Source organism: Bradyrhizobium sp. USDA3010 (genome assembly GCF_056429065.1).
In genome coordinates this window covers 387,457-403,924 of sequence record NZ_JBWJZD010000004.1, presented here as the reverse complement: position 1 = coordinate 403,924, position 16,468 = coordinate 387,457, and the positions used below count along the sequence as shown (strand labels likewise).

Below are 16,468 nucleotides of genomic sequence, written 5' to 3'. Positions count from 1 at the left end.
GCGCCGGTCCTTCAGTTTGCGTCAGGGCAAGGCTGGGGTCCGGATCATGCTCGAATGGCAGTCGATCAATTCAATCCTGGCCGGGGACCTCCTGTCGCCCAATCGAGAAGCTCAATCGTGTGCACCACAGGAACTGACGTACCGCCGGCAATCTGAACCATGCAACCAATATTGCCCGCAGCGATCATGTCCGGTTTGACAAGCGCAATATTGGCGACCTTGCGATCGCGCAATCTGCTCGCAATGTCGGGCTGGAGAATGTTGTAGGTCCCCGCCGAACCGCAACACAAATGGCTCTCGGGCACATCTTTCACCACGAATCCATTCTTGGAAAGCAATTCTTTCGGAAGTTGAGTGATTTTCTGTCCATGCTGCAACGAACAAGCCGAGTGATAGGCGACGGTGATGTCGCCTTTCTGCGTTGAAGGCGCGAGCTCGAGGCCAGCGAGATACTCGGTGATATCCTTTGCCAGCGCCGAGATTCGCTCGGCCGGCTCGGCGAATGTTTTGTCCTCGCGCAGCAGGTAGCCGTAGTCCTTGACGACTGTCCCACAGCCCGAGGTCGTCACCAGAATGGCGTCGAGCCCGTTCTGGTCCGCTTCCCTTTGCCACACCGTGACGTTGGCCCGTGCGCGCGCCAGCGCATCGGCGTCCTGTCCCATGTGATGGGTCAACGCGCCGCAGCATTGCTCGTCCTTGACCAGCACCACCTCGACGCCGTGCCGGGTTAGCACGTTGATCGCGGCCTGATTGATGCGTGGCGCCAGCACCTGCTGGGCGCAGCCCTGCAGCAGCGCGACCCGCCCGCGCCGGCGGCCGGTCGCCGCAAACACGGTTCCCGCAGCCGGACCCGGCGGCGGCAGGCTGCGCGGCGCCAGCGCCAGCATCGCCTTGATCCGCCGCAGCAGGCCCGGGCTTGCCGCACCCACCGACGGCGTTGGCAGCAGCGCTGTGAACGGACGGGCGAGCCCTGCCAGGATCATGCTGATCCGGAACAGGCCCGGCCGCGGCAGCACGAAGGCGAGCACCGATCGCAGCAGCCGCTCGGGCAGCGGCCGCTCGTAATCCCGCTCGATCCTGACCCGGGCCTGGTCGACGAGGTGCATGTAGTTCACGCCCGACGGACAGGTGGTCATGCAGGCGAGGCACGACAGGCAGCGGTCGATATGCTTGACCACGTCCGCCGTCGGCGGCTTGTCCTTCTCCAGCATCTCCTTGATCAGGTAGATGCGGCCGCGCGGGCTATCGAGTTCGTCGCCGAGCAGCACATAGGTCGGACAGGTCGCGGTGCAGAAGCCGCAATGCACGCAGGCGCGCAGGATCTTGTCGGCTTCCTTGATGTCGGGATCGGCGAGCTGCGCCAGGGTAAACTCGGTCTTCATGCCCCCCCGCCTCGAATCATCCGGCCGCGGTTGAGGACCGATCTCGGATCGAAACTCGCCCGGATACGTTCGCCGAGTGCGGCAAGGCCGGCCGGCTGCGGCTGGAACACGTCGACCGCACGGCGCACATCCTCGGTGGCGCGGATCAGGGTGGCGTGCCCGCCGACCGCCTCGACCTGGCCGCGGACCAGCGCGGCCTGCGCGTCGGCATTCGGCGGCACCGCGGCCCAGATCAATCCGCCGCCCCAATCGTAGATCACATCGCCACCGGTTAAGCGCGACAGCGCCTGGCCGAGCGCGCCGCCTGAGGCCGGCGGGCAAACGATGCGCCACACCGGCGAGGCCCCGAGCGCGCCGTTCGCCGCGAACGGCACCACGTCGCGCAGCGCGCTCCAGATCAAGGCCGAGGCGTCATCAGTGAGGCTGTCGACCGTTCCATAGGAGGAGAGTGTCTGGCTGAGCGAGGCCGCCCGGTGCTTCGCCGACGCCGAAATGCCCTCAAGCCGCACCAGCGTGACCGGCTGGCCGGAGGCTGCAAGGCCGGCGAGCGCGCCGGTCCCGGACCGCAGCGCCGAACCCGGCAAATGCGCCGCGCCCGACACGTCGAAGGGCGAGCCCAGCGCTGCCGTCATCGCCTTGTTGGCGGTGACGTCGTCGAGCCCGCGCAGCACCAGCGTCCGCTCGGCTTCCGGCTTCGGCATCACCTTGAGCGTCACTTCGGTCATGACCGCCAGCGTGCCCCAGGAACCGGTGAGCAGCTTGCAGAGATCGTAGCCGGTGACGTTCTTCACCACCCGCCCACCGGTCTTGAAACTGTCGCCGAATCCGGACACCGCGTGCGCCCCGAGCAGATGATCCCGGGCGCCGCCCGCCTTGATGCGGCGCGGCCCGGCAAGGCCGGCGCCGATCATGCCGCCGATCGTGCCGGCTCCCGCGCTGCCCAGCAGCACGGACATGTCTACCGGCTCAAAGGCGAATTGCTGGTTCTTGGCGTCGATCAGGGACTGTACGTCGGCGAGCGGCGCGCCGGCCTGCACGGTGATGATCAGCTCGTTCGGCTCATAGGAGCTGACCGCGTTCAGCACCGAGACGTCGAGCACCGCATTGGTCGCCATCGGATGGCCGATGGCGCGTTTCGATCCATGACCAATGACCTCAAGCGGCTGCTCGCTGGCGACAGCGGCGCGCACCACCTCTTCGACGTCCTGGACGTCTCTGACTTTCAGCGTTTCCACACGCTAGTCGGTAACGAAATTTGGCTCCGAGATCAAATGCGACGAACCCCACCGTCGCAATGCCGACGGAATGACCCGGGAGCGGGGCTTGCCGCCCGACAGTGGCGGGAACGGCGGTCGGGCCACCCTGCTCGAGGTTTTGGCCACATCGCGCGTCCTGCGCAGGCGGAGACGTAACACTTCGACTAATGTCGAACCATTTTCACGACATCGACATTTCGACCGTCACCTAACCGAGTGCGCAGCGCGATCCCCTATCTGTCGCATTGCGGTTCGGCCGGCAAGACGGTTGGCGCACTTCATCTGGAGGCGATCATGAAACGTTCGGACGTCACAACCACGACGATGATGCTCACCCGACGATCGGCCATCGGCTCGTTCGCCGCGATCATGACGGTCGCCGGCGTCTCGCCCTGGACCGGATCGCAAGCTCGATCGGAGCAAAGCAACGGAGGAATGCAAATGAAGCACTATGCGATGAGCACGAGAACCATCAGCGATGCGATCAACACATCAGGCCTGCTGGTCGTGGCGCAATGGGAAGCCAAGGAAGGCCAGGCCGACAAGGTCGCGGCAATCCTCGACGGCTTCCTGCCCGAAGCGCAGAAGGACCCCGGCACCAAGCTGTTCCTGATCGGCCGCGGCAAGGACAATCCGGCGCAATTCCTGTTCTACGAATTGTTCCAGGACGAAGCGGCATTCAAGGCGCATGCGGAGAGCGCCTACTTCAAGACCTACATCGCGGAGCAGGCATTGCCGCTGCTCGCCAAGCGCGAGCGGACGCAATACGTATTGCTGTGATCGACGGCGCCGCGGGGAGGATACCATCCCTCCCCGCGCGCGCAGATCAGATCGATGCGCCGCTGTTGCCGAACCTTGCGCGCAACCCGACCCGCTCGGGCGACCTGCGCCAGAAGCCGATAATCGAAATCCGCGACAGGACCGCGGCCTCGAAGGTCTCGACATGGCCGCGCAGCCGAAGCGCATGCTTCTCGACGAGATGCCAGGACACGAACGCGACGCCGAAGGCAATCGGCAGGCTGATCAGGATGTTCAGATACCAATGCTGAACCGGGGGGCCCAACGCCGCAACACTCTGCTGGACGACGACCCCGTAGAGATACATCCCGTACGAGTAGTCGCCGGATGACACGATCCAGCTTCGCGGCGGGTTCATGAGCCCCAGATAGCACGCGACATACGCGACAGGTCCGACAATGAACGCATCAGTGTATCCAGTGGACATCCCGGCTGCGCAAAGCGTCAGCGCGAGCAGGAACGCGGTGCGGTTGAACGGGACCTTGTCGCGCCAGAGATAGAGGCCGACACCTGCGAGGAAGCAGAACACGAGCAGCGACGGACGAAGGTGAAGATATTGTACGTCCGCATGGTAGATATCGTGGCAGGCGAAGCCGATCTGGGCGAGCACCAGAAACGCCAGATACAGCCCCCTGTTGAAGCAGATCGCGGTCACGGCGAGCAGCGCCAGGATCACGTAGCACCACAGCTCATATGGGACCGTCCAAAGCTGCGCATTCACCGCAAAAGGTACCGGATTGTGCAGAAACACGCCCGGAAGCTCATAGTGGATGTCGCCGACGATATTGTGAAAATAGGCGTAGAATTTCGGGTCCGCGAAATACTGCGCGAGGGGAAGCGCGGTGAAGATCGGACCGATGATGATGGCCGAGAGTGTCGTCTCGACCGCAAGCGCGGGCACAATGCGAAGCACGCGCAGGCCGAGAAATGAAATCAGGCTCTTGCACCTTAGCAAGCTCGCCGTCACCAGAAACCCGCTCAAGGCGAAGAACAGCGCCAGGACCATCGCGCACCCGATGCGGATATGGCCCAGGATCTCCATCGCCCGGTCGATCCCAAAGACGACGTTCGCACTGTGCAGGCAGATGATGGTGGCGGCCAGCGCGAGCCGCAGATAGTCGAAGCCTGCGGGTCGATAGCGCGAAACAGCCAACTGATCGGCCAGGCTGAACATGGGTTGCATTGCACTTCCGAGACAGCTGCGTCACCGGACACTATCCAGCAACAAACTAACAAGACATCAACGCATCACGTGCATGTCTGAGCGGACGCAATCCAGGCGACGCGTCACCGGGTTCGCAGCAAGCAATGGTTATCCGCCGGAAAGGATAATCGGTCGAACTGGATTGATCGGCCCCGGCTGAACGACGGCCTCTCGTTCGGCCTGTTCGGCTCGGCGCCAGAATCCGAGGATCGAAATCCTGGAGAGCATCGCTGCCTCCAGGCGTTCGACGGCATCTCTGAGCCCCAGCGCATGTTTCTCGACGAGATGCCAGGACGCGACGGCGACGCCGAAGGCGAGCGGCAGGCTGATCAGGATATTCAGATACCAGTGCTGAACCGGCGGTCCGAACGCGGCAACGCACTGCTGGATGACGAACCCATAGAGATAGAGCCCGTAGGAGTAATCGCCTGACGACACGATCCAGCTCCGCCGTGGATTCATCAGGCCGAGATAGCACGCGACATAGGCGGCCGGCACCGGCGCCAGCGCGTCGCCGCGTCCCGTGGCCATGCCGGCGGCGCACAGCAACAGCGCGACCAGGCACGCCGTGCGGTTGAACGGCACCTTGTCGCGCCAGAGGTAGAAGCCGACACCGGCAAGGAAGCAGAACACCAGAAGATGCGGGCGCAGCTGGATCGGCACCTCCTCCCAGCGGTAGAGGTCGTAGCTGGCCAGCCCGACCTGAACGATCACCAGGAACACGAGGTACGCCACCCTGTTGAAGCAGATCGTGGTCACCGCGAGCAGTGCCAGGATGACGTAGCACCACAATTCATACGGCACCGTCCAGAGCTGGGCATTCACCACGTCCCGCATCGGATTGTGCAGGAAGACGCCTGGCAGCTCGTAATGGATGTCGCCGACGATATTGAGAAAATAGGCGCGGAATTTCGGGTCGGCGACGTACTGCGCCAATGGCAGTTCGGTGAAGACCGAGCCGATGATGACCGCCGACAGCGTCGTCTCGACCGCTAGCGCGGGCCCGATCCGAAGCACGCGCAGGCCGAGGAAGGAGATCAGGCTCTTGCACCGCTGCAGGCTCGCCGTCACCAGGAAGCCGCTGAGCGCAAAGAACAGCGCGAGGATCATCGCGATGCCGATGCGGAACGGGCCCAGTATTTCCAGCGCCCGGCCGAGCCCGAGCGTCACGTTCAGGCTGTGCAGGCAGATGATCGATACCGCCAGCGCAATCCGCATGTAGTCGAAACCTGCGGGCCGATTGCGCGAAAGCGCCAGCTGATCGGCCAGGCTGGGCATCGATGTGTTCCCGAAGACATGCATCTTGGGAAAATACCAAGGAACAGTTGAAGGTCGTGTAAACGGTGGCCGCCCGCAGTTGCAGCGACGCGCAACGGCAGCCGTGACGACCTGCCACGGCCATCGCGGCAAGCATCGGTTAAGGTTATCGGCTGGCTAGCGCGATCGATCGAAATGTACCGATCGCCCTAAAGCGCGATGAGATCAGGTTGAATTGTCATCGCGCTTTAGCTCCTTGTTTGAGCATGATCTTTCCGGAAAACCGCTTCGGACTTTTCCGGATCATGCCCTAGAACCGCGGGATATCCGGGAAGGCCAGCTTGCCGGCGTGGACATGGACGCGGCCGAGCTCGGCGCAGCGGTGCAGGGTGGGAAACACCTTGCCGGGGTTGAGCAGACCCTCCGCATCGAAGGCGCATTTCAGCCGCTGCTGCTGGTTGAGGTCGATCTCGGTGAACATTTCCGGCATCAGGTCGCGCTTCTCGATGCCGACACCGTGCTCGCCGGTAAGCACGCCGCCAAGCTCGACGCAGCAACGCAGGATATCGGCGCCGAACGCTTCCGCCTTCTCGATCTCGCCCGGCTTGTTGGCATCGTAGAGGATCAAGGGGTGCAGATTGCCGTCGCCAGCGTGGAACACATTGGCGACGCCGAGGCCGTATTTCTCCGAGAGCTCGCGGATCCGCGCCAGCGCCTTCGGCAGCGCGCCGCGCGGGATGGTGCCGTCCATGCAGAGATAGTCCGGCGAGATGCGCCCGACCGCCGGGAATGCCGCCTTGCGGCCGGCCCAGAACAGATTGCGCTCGGCCTCCGAGGTCGAGATCTGGCAGGAGGTCGAGCCGCAGCCTTGCGCGATTGCCTCGACCCGCTTGATCAACTCGTCGACCTCGACCTGGGGCCCGTCGAGCTCGATGATCAGGAGCGCCTCGACGTCGAGCGGATAGCCGGCATGGACGAAGGCTTCCGCGGCGTGGATCGCCGGCTTGTCCATCATCTCCATGCCGCCGGGGATGATGCCGGCGCCGATGATGGCGGCCACGCATTCGCCGGCCGCCTCGACCTCGGCGAAACCGACCATCAGCGCGCGCGCCGTCTCGGGCTTCTGCAGGATGCGCACCGTGATCTCGGTGATGACGCCGAGCAGCCCCTCCGAGCCGGTGATGATCCCCATCAGATCGTAGCCGGCATTCTCGGCCGACTTGCCGCCGATGCGCAGGATTTCGCCACTCATCAGCACGATCTCGCAGCCCAGCACGTTGTTGGTGGTCATGCCGTATTTCAGGCAGTGCACGCCGCCGGAATTCTCCGCGACATTGCCGCCGATCGAGCAGGCGATCTGCGACGACGGATCGGGCGCGTAATAGAAGCCGGCATGGGCGACCGCCTGGCTGATCGCAAGGTTGGTGACGCCGGGCTCGGTGACGACAACGCGGTTGTCGAAGTCGATCTCGCGAATCCGCTTGAACTTGCCGAGCCCGAGCAGCACGCCGTCGGCGAGCGGCAGCGCGCCGCCGGACAGCGAGGTGCCGGAGCCGCGCGGCACCACCTTGATGCCCTGCTCCTGGCAATATTTGAGGACCTTCGCGACCTGCTCGGTGGTATCGGGCAGCACCACGACCATCGGCGGCTGCCGATAGGCGGTCAGGCCGTCGGATTCATAGGCCAGCATTTCGGCTGCGCTGTCGATCACGCCCTCGCCCGGGACGATTGCGCGCAAGGCGGCGACGATTTCGGCGCGGCGGGCAAGGACGGCCTGATCGGCCGCCGGCATCATGATGGACATCGGTGTTCCCTCGGAGCGCTCGGCGCTTTGCGGATTTGTTACGACAAATCAAGCACGTCTGCATCCTGTTTCAGCCGCCTGTTTCATTCACCCGGCCGAAGGTCGGATTGCCCCGCCCCGCATTGCCGAGTTCTCTCTCGGACAAGCGGACGGCCATGAAACCTGTCAAAGTTTCGTGGCTTGTCCTGTCCAAGCCGGACATGCCACAAACCAAACACTACCCCCCGGGACGAAACGAAGAGAACCCCATGAACCTAAAGACCTTGAGCGCGCTGGCGGTCGTCACATCGCTGGCCACCGCGTCCTCCGCGCTGGCGCAGGATGCCGCCGCCGGCAAGACCTCATTCAACAAATGCCTCGCCTGCCACGCGATCGGCGAAGGCGCCAAGAACAAGGTCGGCCCCGAACTCAACGGCCTCGACGGCCGCCATTCCGGTACCGCGCCGGATTACAGTTATTCCGATGCCAACAAGAATTCCGGCATCACCTGGAACAAGGAAACCTTCCTCGAATACATCAAGGATCCGAAGGCCAAGATCCCCGGCACCAAGATGGCATTCGCCGGCATCAAGAACGAGACCGAAGCCAACAATCTGTGGGCCTACGTGTCGTCGTTCGACAAGGACGGCAAGCAGAAGTAAAGCCGCTCGACACTCCCTCACAACGCCCGCAACGCGGGCGTTGTGATTTTGTACCACCGTGTGGTACAATGGGTCATCGAGGGGCTGCGTCCGATGATCCTGAGCTTCCGGGACGAATGGCTGCGCGCTTTCTTCACGGAGGACGCGAAATCGCGAAACATCCCGTCGGATCTTGAAGACCGCTTGTTTCGCAAGCTGCAGATGCTCGATGATGCGACGACTGATCAGGACCTGCGGGTGCCGCCGAGCAATCATTTTGAGAAACTCCGCGGCAATCTTGCGGGGCTTCATTCCATTCGCGTCAACAAGCAATGGCGCCTTGTCTTTCGGTGGTCGGGCGCGCGAGGCGAAGCACAAGGTGTCTACCTCGACGACCACAGTTACAGATGACGGAGGAGAAGGGTCATGCTGACGACCAAGCGCAAGCCCACCACGTTGGGCGAGATTCTCAGGGAAGAATTCATGGCGCCGTTGGGGCTGACCCAAGGCGCCTTGGCCGAGGCCATGGGAGTTCAGCGCAAGCATGTCAACGAATTGTGCAATGATCGCCGGAACGTCACCGCGGCAACCGCGCTGATTCTTGCCCGCGTATTCGGCAACAGCCCGGAGTTCTGGCTGAACGTCCAGCGACGCACCGACCTTTGGCAAGCCATGAACTCGCCGAGCGAGCGGAAGCGCATCGAACGCGCGAAGCCGCTTGGAAGGGCCGCTTGATTTTGTGCGTCCGCCGCGATCAGCGCGGCAACAGATTGGTCTTGGCGAGATCGACCACCTCGTCGCCGCGGCCGCTCATCACGGCGCGCAGTACCCACAGGCTGAAGCCCTTCACCTGTTCCAGCGTAATGGTCGGCGGCATCGACAATTCCTGCGTCGCGGTCACGACGTCGAGCACGGCCGGGCCGTCATGTGCGAGCACGTTGCGGATCGCGCCCTCGAGCTCGCCGGGATCCTCCACCCTGACGCCGTGAATGCCCATGGCGCGGGCCATCGCCGCGAAATCGGGATTCTTCAGGTCGACGCCGGTCTCGATGAAGCCGGCGGCCTTCATCTCCAGCGCGACGAAGCCGAGCACGCTGTTGTTGAAGATCACGACCTTCACCGGCAGCTTCGCCTGGGTCAACGTGATCAAATCGCCCATCAGCATCGCAAAGCCGCCGTCGCCGGACATCGACACCACCTGACGCCCCGGCTGCGCCGCCTGCGCGCCGATCGCATGCGCCATCGCATTGGCCATCGAGCCGTGCACCCAGGAGCCGACCAGCCGGCGGCGGCCGTTCATTTTCAGATAGCGCGCGGCCCAGATCGTCGGCGTGCCGACATCGGCGGTGAACACCGCATCCTCGGTCGCCTGCTCGCTGAGCAGGCGCGCCAGATATTGCGGATGGATCGGCTTTTGCCCCGGCTTGCCGCGGGCAAGATCGTCGAGCCCGGCGCGGGCGTCCTTGTAGTGCGCAAGGCTGGCGTCGAGAAACTTGCGCTCGGTCTTGACGGTCAGCTTCGGCAGCAGCGCGGCGATGGTCTCGCCGACGTCGCCGACGATGCCGAGATCGAGCTTGCAGCGGCGGCCGAGATTTTCCGGACGGAGATCGACCTGGGCGATGCTGATGCCGGTCGGGAAGAACTGCTTGTAGGGAAAGTCGGTGCCCAGCATCAGCAGCGCGTCGCAGCCCTGCATCGCGGCATAGCCGGAGGAGAAGCCGATGAAGCCGGTCATGCCGACATCGTAGGGATTGTCGTACTCGACATATTCCTTGCCGCCGAGCGCATGCACGATCGGGCTCTTCAGCGTCTCGGCGAGCTTGATCAGGCCGGCATGCGCGCCGGCGCAACCGCGGCCGCAAAACAGCGTGACGCGCTTTGCGCCATTGAGCAGCGCGGCCAGCGCGTTCAATTCGGCCTCGGCCGGACGCACCACCGGCGCGGGCGGCAGCAGGCCGGCGTTCGGCGCGATGTCGCGTTTCGGCGCCGGCCGCATCGCAACGTCGCCCGGCAGCACCAAGACGGCGACGCCGCGCTTGCCGACCGCGGCGCGGATCGCATTCTCCAGCATGTAGGGCAGCTGCGCCGGATCCGATACCAGCTCGCAATAATGGCTGCATTCGCGGAACAGGTCCTGCGGATGGGTCTCCTGGAAATAGCCGCCGCCGATCTCGGCTGACGGAATCTGTGCTGCGATCGCCAGCACCGGCGTGCGGCTGCGATGCGCGTCGAACAGGCCGTTGATGAGATGGAGATTGCCCGGGCCGCAGGAGCCCGCGCACACCGCAAGGTCGCCCGTGATCTGGGATTCGGCCGCGGCGGCGAAGGCCGCCACCTCCTCATGGCGCACATGCAGCCAGTCGATCGTGCCGCGCTTGCGCAGCGCCTCGGTCAAGCCGTTGAGACTGTCGCCGACGACACCGTAGATGCGCTTCACGCCGGCCTGGGCGAGGGTTTCAGCGATGAGGTCGGCGATGTTGTCGATCCGCATGGGGCTTGTCCTTTGGATGTTATCTGTCGAGCCGCGCAGCCGCATGATGTTCGGCAGGCTGCAACCGCGCAAGCCTCAGCGGATCACAGATTCGCGGGGACGGTCTTGTCCGCTGTTGCTGCCGGTTGGACCAACCGGTCAGCCATCGCCTCGATCTCGGACGCCACGAGATCGGACGCCGCATACTGCACCATGTGGCCGACCCCCGGCAGCACGATGAGCCTGGCGTTCGGCGCTGACGCTGCAAGCGGCCGAGAATGGATTCCAGTCGAGACCGTCTTGTCGACGTCGCCCGAAATGATGGATACCGGCGCCTTGATCTCCGCATAGCGCGGCGCCTGTTCGACCACGGCGGCCTTCAGCGTGACGAGGTCGCGCGCATTGGCGATGAATTCGCGCGGGCGCAGCAGGAGCAATGTCTCGCTGTCGCGGACGAAATCGGCCGGCATCGGCTGCGGCGCGAACACCCCGCGCGCGCCCGAATTGGCGACGAGGCAACCGAGCGGCAGCGTGACCGTGTGCGCCAGCAGCGGCCCGATCAGCGGCGTCGAGATCACATCATTGTAGCGGCCGGCGCCGCCGCGCCAGGGATAGGCGACGGGCGCGAGCAGCACGAGGCCCGCGACGCGGTCCGGATCATCTAGCGCGATGCGCAGCGCGAGCGCGCCGGCCCAGGAATGCGCCACAACGATCGCCCTGATGATGCCGAGCCTCGTCAGCGCCTCCGCGATCATCCGGCCCTGGATCGCGGGCGTCGAATCCGCGACGCGCGCGCGCGTGCTCCAGCCATGGCCCGGCCGGTCGATCAGGATCACCCGGCGCGTTTTGGCAATGCGGTCGCCGAGCGGCCGCATTGCGCGGAGATTGGAGCTTGCGCCATGCAGCAGCACGACCGGCGCCCCCGCGGCATCGCGCGGGCCGAGCTCGACGACATGCAGCCGCGCGCCGGATACCTCGATCATTCGCCCCTGCGGCGGAAAGGCGCGCTGGATCAGCTGGACGCCGATCTGCGTCGCCAAGGCCAGTGCCAGCCCTGCGGCCGCCAGTGCGATGATCGCGATTAACATCGAGGGGGTCCGAAGGGTCTTGGGTAGTTGAAGCGTCTTGGGCACCCGAAAATTACGACGGAGGCGAAGCCAGGTTTCGCGTGGATTTGCCCGCAGCCCTGGGATGCCCTTGTTCGGAAAGCCAATTTTCGGTTGTCCGGTTCGCGCCCAGGGCGCAGTTGTCCACAATGCGCCCAGCCTGTGGATAGCGGGTTCATCCCACCGTCATTAGTAATTCCATAGATTGCCCGTGGCAATTTCGCCATCAGAGGCGAGGCTTCATCGAAACCGGGACGCGCCCGGGATGCCTCTTGGCCTGTGCACTGAATCCACAGGAACCTGCGTCCGCACGACGAGTTCAACGGGAAGTAATCGGAGGAGTACCATGATTTCCGACCCTAGCGATGTGGCCATCGATCAGATCGTGGCGAGCTGCAACGGCGACCTGCGCGGAGCCCTGAAGGCCCTGCTGCTCGTGAATGAGCACCTGGAGGCGGAGCTTCAGCAATTCTATGCTGCTGTCGCCCAGGACAGCGCATCCCGCGGCAAGTTCCTGCACTAGTCTCCTGCGCCGGACCGTATCGCGAGCAAGCATCGAGCTCGCGAGCAACGCCTCCCCTCGCGTCAATCGCACGCAATCAGATGTCGCGGCCTTCGACCTTCTCGGTCAGCTGCTTGACGATCTGCGGCACCTTCTCGAGGTAGGGATCGACAGCCAGCGCCTTGCGGAAGGCGTCCAGCGCGCGCTTGTCGTCGCCCATGTCCTGCATGATCATGCCGACACCCGCCAGCGCGCCGAAATGGCGAGGCTCACGGGTCAATACCTGCTGCAGGTCTCCCAGCGAACGGACATAGTCGTTCTTGAGATAGTAGATGGTCGCGCGCCGGTTCCAGGCCTCAACATAGTCGGGCCGGAGCTTGATTACCGCGTCCAGAAGCTTCAGCGCCACATCGATATTCTGGGCGTCGAGCGCAGCCTTGGCGCGCACCATCAACAGCGCCGCGGTATCGCTCGGGGTTTGCAGCCACAGCGCCCAGATCCGCGCCTCGACGTGGCGGGCGCTGTCCTCATCGGGCGCAGCCTTCAGGGCGCCGAACAGGAAATCCAGCCCGCGGGTACGGTCGGCCGGAACCTTCGGCAGCTTGGTCGGGGCTTCGGGCAGTTTCTTCTGGGCCTTCGGCGGCGGGACCACCCGCGGATCGTCCTGCGCGGCGGCCGCGACAGGCATGGCCAAGACCGGCACGGCAAGCAGCGCGGCGATCAGGATCGCCAGCCGGCGGTTGCCAGGTCCAAGGAAGTTGAATCCCATGGCCCGAAGTCTAGACGCACAACGCCGCGCTGCAAAGCAGCACGGCGTCAAAGACCTGTGAAAGAGATGTGTTGGGATCGGCGCAATCGACCGACCCGCGCCGGATCAACCCTGGCGCGCCTTGAAACGGCGCTGGACCTTGTTGATCACATAGACGCGGCCCTTGCGGCGGACCAGACGGTTGTTGCGATGGCGGCCGCGCAGCGACTTCAGCGAGTTACGGACCTTCATGGGACAATCCTGTTACTTCGAAAGGCCCGTGTTGGAGGCCGTACCTGATCAATGCCAATAGATGGCAAAATGGGATTATCCCGACAAGCGGCCGACCGCGCGGGACGGCCGGGTTCTAAGCCATCGGACTGTTAAATGTCAACCGAGATGGGCCGATTTTCAGCCATATCGCGGCCTGGAACCGGTATCGGTCAACCTGCCACACCATTGAGATCACATCAGAAACGGCGACCGTCGCGATATCCGCCGCCAAGCCCCGATCCCGTCGCGGCGCCCTGACGTTTGATTCATGGCCGGCGAATCGTGCTCGCACGCCGCGCTCACGCCCACCCAAGCACCACTTCGCGGCCGAACCGAGCCCGCTTCGCCATCGCGTCCGATCAACTCTGACCGCTTGCGAAAATTGTTATATCATATAATTATTTTCCATCACCAACAAACACGCCGCCGGGGAAGCCGAATGCCCAAGCTCAAACTGCCCGACATCGAAAAGGTCACAGCGATCGACATCCACACCCATGCCGAGGAGCCGTGCGGCATGCATGGCGACGACGGCTATGACGATTTCCAGGCGCAGATGGCCGACTATTTCAAGTCGCCGCACAAGCATCCGCCGACCGTGCCGGAGACCGCGGCCTATTACCGCGCCAAGAACATCGCCGCGGTGATCTTCCCGGTCGACGCCGAACGTGAGACCGGTTTCCGCCGCTACAAGAATGAGGAGATGCTGGAGATCGCCTCCGACCATCTCGACGTTCTGATCCCGTTCGTCTCGATCGACCCGCACAAGGGCAAGCTCGGCGTCCGCGAAGCGCGCAAGCTGATCGAGGACTACGGCGTGCGCGGCTTCAAATTCCATCCGACCATGCAGGGCTTCTACGCCAACGACCGCATGGCCTATCCGCTCTATGAGGCGATCAACGAGGGCGGTGCGATCGCGCTGTTCCACACCGGCCAGACCGGCGTCGGCTCGGGCATGCCCGGCGGCATGGGGATGCGGCTGAAATACTCCAACCCGATGTACATGGACGACGTCGCGGCCGACTTTCCCGACCTCAAGATCATCCTCGCGCACCCCTCCTTCCCCTGGCAGGAAGAGGCGCTGTCGGTCGCGACCCACAAGCCGAACGTCTATATCGACCTGTCCGGCTGGTCGCCGAAATATTTCCCGCCGATCCTGGTGCGCTACATCAACTCGATTTTGCAGGACAAGATGCTGTTCGGCTCCGACTGGCCGGTCATCACGCCGGACCGCTGGCTCGCCGACTTCGCCAAGCTCGACATTCGCGAGGAGATCCGGCCCAAAGTCCTGAAGGCCAACGCGCGCAAGATTTTGGGGATTTAGAGCATGATCCGGAAAAGTGCGAAGCGGTTTTCCGAAAAGATCATGCTCAAATAACGAGATGAGATCATGATGCGATTCCGTGGAAGCGCATCATGATCTAAGGGAGTATCGTCGGCCGCACGCTTGCGGGGCGGCCGATGACGAACCGGGCCGGACTTGCCACCCTCCTCGCCGTGCTCCTGGTCGGGAGCGCGGGCGGCAAGCCTGCGGCAACAGCCGAAGCGCCCTCTGTGCTGGTCGAGTTCGAAAGCCCGCTCAACAACGCGCAGCCACTGCAGGGCCTGTTGCGGCGGCCGGAGCGACCGGGTCTCCTGCCCGCCGTGGTGTTGCTGCATGGCTGCAGCGGGCAGTGGCGAGAACTCGACGAGCGCTGGGGCAAACGGCTCGCGGCCTGGGGCTATGTCACGCTCACCGTGGACCGGTTCGGCCCGCGTGGCATCAGCAACACCTGCACCGGTGATGTCCCTGCCGCAACGGTTCACGACGCCTACCGCGCGCTGAGCTTCCTGAGCCGACAATCCATGGTCGATCCGACACGCATTGCCGTGATCGGCTTTTCGCAAGGCGGATGGCTCGCATTGTTCTCTGTCGAGCATGGCGCGATCGAGGTCAACGCGACGGAAAAATTTCGCGCCGCCGTCGCCTTCTATCCGCGCTGCCTCGGCATCAGGGGCAACATGACCGTGCCGACCCTGATCTTGGTCGGCGAACTCGACGACTGGACGCCGGCGCAAGAGTGCCGGAACCTGGCGGAAGGCCGCGACGATGACGGCATCTCGCGGCAGCAGGGCCTTGGTTATCCGATCGAGCTGATCGTCTATCCCGGCGCCTACCATGATTTCGACGTGTCGCATTACAGCACGCCGGCCCAGCTGCTTGGCCATCACCTCGAATTCAACGCGGCGGCCCGGGATCAGTCCGTCGACGCACTCAAGAAATTCCTGTATGCGACGATCGGCCGGCAAGGGAGACCACAATGACAATCAAGGCAATCGTCTTCGACGCCTATGGCACGCTCTACGATGTCCAGTCGGTGGCCGAAATCACCGAGGATGCATTCCCCGGCTATGGCGACATCATCACCCAGGTCTGGCGCATCAAGCAGCTCGAATACTCCTGGCTGCGCACGCTGATGCGGCGCTACCAGGATTTCGCCACGGCGACCCGCGATTCCCTCGCCTACACGCTGCGCTGCCTCGGCCTGCAGTATGACGAGGCGATCTTTGGGCGCATCATCGACAAGTATCGGCATCTTGCGCTGTATCCGGATGCCGTCGCCGCGCTCGAGGCCATGAAGGACAAGAAGCTCGCGATCCTCTCCAACGGCAGCCCTGACATGCTGAACGCGCTGGTGCGCAATTCGGGGCTCGACCGCCTGCTCGATGCGACCATCAGCGTCGATGCCCACAAGGTGTTCAAGCCGGCGCCCGAGGCCTACACGCTGATCGAGGAGGTGCTGCACGTGCCGCCCGCGGAGGTCCTGTTCATCTCCTCCAATCCGTGGGACGCCTGCGGCGCTAAGGCGTTTGGACTCAATGTCGCCTGGATTGAGCGGGTGGCGCCAGAAGCGATGGCGCTGGCCTGCGTCGAGAGCGAGACGGTCGCCCCATTGACGATGTTTTGGGCGTTGCGTACCCAGATGGACGAGCTCGGCGTGGTGCCCGATCACCGGATCCACGGTCTCTCCGAACTTCCTGCCCTGGTGTCTGCAAGGTCCTGAACAG

The 16,468-nt window shown here is 63.9% G+C and carries 17 protein-coding genes; 8 read left to right on the top strand and 9 right to left on the bottom strand.

Going from position 1 to position 16,468, the window contains the following annotated elements:
* Window positions 1-65 precede the first annotated feature (65 nt).
* Both glcF and AC066Y_RS09925 read right to left on the bottom strand, forming a co-directional pair.
* On the bottom strand, window positions 66-1,382 hold the full coding sequence (gene glcF / locus AC066Y_RS09930; protein ID WP_478273702.1) for a glycolate oxidase subunit GlcF: 1,317 nt from the start codon (window positions 1,380-1,382) through the stop codon (window positions 66-68).
* Entirely contained in the window at window positions 1,379-2,617 is a 1,239-nt protein-coding gene (locus AC066Y_RS09925) for an FAD-binding protein (protein WP_478273701.1), read from the bottom strand. Before AC066Y_RS09925 ends, glcF begins: the two co-directional genes overlap by 4 nt.
* Window positions 2,618-2,932: 315 nt before the next feature.
* Here AC066Y_RS09925 and AC066Y_RS09920 point away from each other — a divergent pair, with 315 nt between their 5' ends.
* On the top strand, window positions 2,933-3,418 hold the full coding sequence (locus AC066Y_RS09920) for a putative quinol monooxygenase (protein ID WP_478273700.1): 486 nt from the start codon (window positions 2,933-2,935) through the stop codon (window positions 3,416-3,418).
* Window positions 3,419-3,464: 46 nt separating this feature from the next.
* Here AC066Y_RS09920 and AC066Y_RS09915 read toward each other — a convergent pair whose 3' ends face one another.
* From AC066Y_RS09915 to AC066Y_RS09905, 3 genes are all read right to left on the bottom strand, one after another.
* On the bottom strand, window positions 3,465-4,619 hold the full coding sequence (locus tag AC066Y_RS09915) for an acyltransferase family protein (protein ID WP_478273699.1): 1,155 nt from the start codon (window positions 4,617-4,619) through the stop codon (window positions 3,465-3,467).
* A 129-nt stretch (window positions 4,620-4,748) separates the two neighbouring features.
* A complete protein-coding gene (locus AC066Y_RS09910; protein ID WP_478273698.1) occupies window positions 4,749-5,918 on the bottom strand; it encodes an acyltransferase family protein in 1,170 nt (389 codons plus the stop codon).
* 289 nt (window positions 5,919-6,207) lie between these two features.
* Entirely contained in the window at window positions 6,208-7,701 is a 1,494-nt protein-coding gene (locus AC066Y_RS09905) for an FAD-linked oxidase C-terminal domain-containing protein (protein ID WP_176529223.1), read from the bottom strand.
* Window positions 7,702-7,949: 248 nt separating this feature from the next.
* Between AC066Y_RS09905 and cycA the strand changes: the two genes are divergently transcribed.
* The 3 genes from cycA (at window position 7,950) to AC066Y_RS09890 (ending at window position 9,056) form a co-directional block, all read left to right on the top strand.
* Window positions 7,950-8,342, top strand: a complete 393-nt coding sequence (cycA, locus tag AC066Y_RS09900; protein ID WP_092124037.1) for a cytochrome c-550 CycA — start codon at window positions 7,950-7,952, stop codon at window positions 8,340-8,342.
* A gap of 93 nt (window positions 8,343-8,435) precedes the next feature.
* The gene (locus AC066Y_RS09895; RefSeq protein ID WP_478273697.1) at window positions 8,436-8,732 is read left to right on the top strand and encodes a type II toxin-antitoxin system RelE/ParE family toxin; all 297 of its coding nucleotides are present in this window, start codon (window positions 8,436-8,438) and stop codon (window positions 8,730-8,732) included.
* A gap of 15 nt (window positions 8,733-8,747) precedes the next feature.
* Window positions 8,748-9,056, top strand: coding sequence for a HigA family addiction module antitoxin (locus AC066Y_RS09890; protein WP_478273696.1), 309 nt, complete (start codon window positions 8,748-8,750; stop codon window positions 9,054-9,056).
* 19 nt (window positions 9,057-9,075) lie between these two features.
* Here the strand turns inward: AC066Y_RS09890 and poxB are convergent, their stop codons facing one another.
* Together poxB and AC066Y_RS09880 are read right to left on the bottom strand one after the other, a co-directional pair.
* Window positions 9,076-10,812 (bottom strand): ubiquinone-dependent pyruvate dehydrogenase, encoded by a 1,737-nt coding sequence (gene poxB / locus AC066Y_RS09885; protein ID WP_478273695.1) that lies wholly within the window; start codon window positions 10,810-10,812, stop codon window positions 9,076-9,078.
* An 83-nt stretch (window positions 10,813-10,895) separates the two neighbouring features.
* Window positions 10,896-11,879 (bottom strand): alpha/beta fold hydrolase, encoded by a 984-nt coding sequence (locus tag AC066Y_RS09880; protein ID WP_478273694.1) that lies wholly within the window; start codon window positions 11,877-11,879, stop codon window positions 10,896-10,898.
* Between the two features lie 364 nt (window positions 11,880-12,243).
* On the opposite strand from AC066Y_RS09880, the gene AC066Y_RS09875 reads away from it, so the two are divergent.
* Window positions 12,244-12,420: a hypothetical protein gene (locus AC066Y_RS09875; RefSeq protein WP_171948016.1), complete on the top strand. Its 177-nt coding sequence runs from the start codon at window positions 12,244-12,246 to the stop codon at window positions 12,418-12,420.
* 76 nt (window positions 12,421-12,496) lie between these two features.
* On the opposite strand, the gene AC066Y_RS09870 is transcribed toward AC066Y_RS09875, so the two are convergent.
* A complete protein-coding gene (locus tag AC066Y_RS09870; protein ID WP_371821749.1) occupies window positions 12,497-13,168 on the bottom strand; it encodes a tetratricopeptide repeat protein in 672 nt (223 codons plus the stop codon).
* Between the two features lie 105 nt (window positions 13,169-13,273).
* Entirely contained in the window at window positions 13,274-13,399 is a 126-nt protein-coding gene (ykgO, locus tag AC066Y_RS09865; protein ID WP_002718645.1) for a type B 50S ribosomal protein L36, read from the bottom strand.
* A gap of 460 nt (window positions 13,400-13,859) precedes the next feature.
* Here ykgO and AC066Y_RS09860 point away from each other — a divergent pair, with 460 nt between their 5' ends.
* The 3 genes from AC066Y_RS09860 (at window position 13,860) to AC066Y_RS09850 (ending at window position 16,464) form a co-directional block, all read left to right on the top strand.
* The gene (locus AC066Y_RS09860) at window positions 13,860-14,744 is read left to right on the top strand and encodes an amidohydrolase family protein (protein WP_097671664.1); all 885 of its coding nucleotides are present in this window, start codon (window positions 13,860-13,862) and stop codon (window positions 14,742-14,744) included.
* A 137-nt stretch (window positions 14,745-14,881) separates the two neighbouring features.
* The gene (locus AC066Y_RS09855) at window positions 14,882-15,724 is read left to right on the top strand and encodes a dienelactone hydrolase family protein (protein WP_478273693.1); all 843 of its coding nucleotides are present in this window, start codon (window positions 14,882-14,884) and stop codon (window positions 15,722-15,724) included.
* Window positions 15,721-16,464, top strand: a complete 744-nt coding sequence (locus tag AC066Y_RS09850) for a haloacid dehalogenase type II (RefSeq protein WP_478273692.1) — start codon at window positions 15,721-15,723, stop codon at window positions 16,462-16,464. Before AC066Y_RS09855 ends, AC066Y_RS09850 begins: the two co-directional genes overlap by 4 nt.
* Window positions 16,465-16,468: the final 4 nt, after the last annotated feature.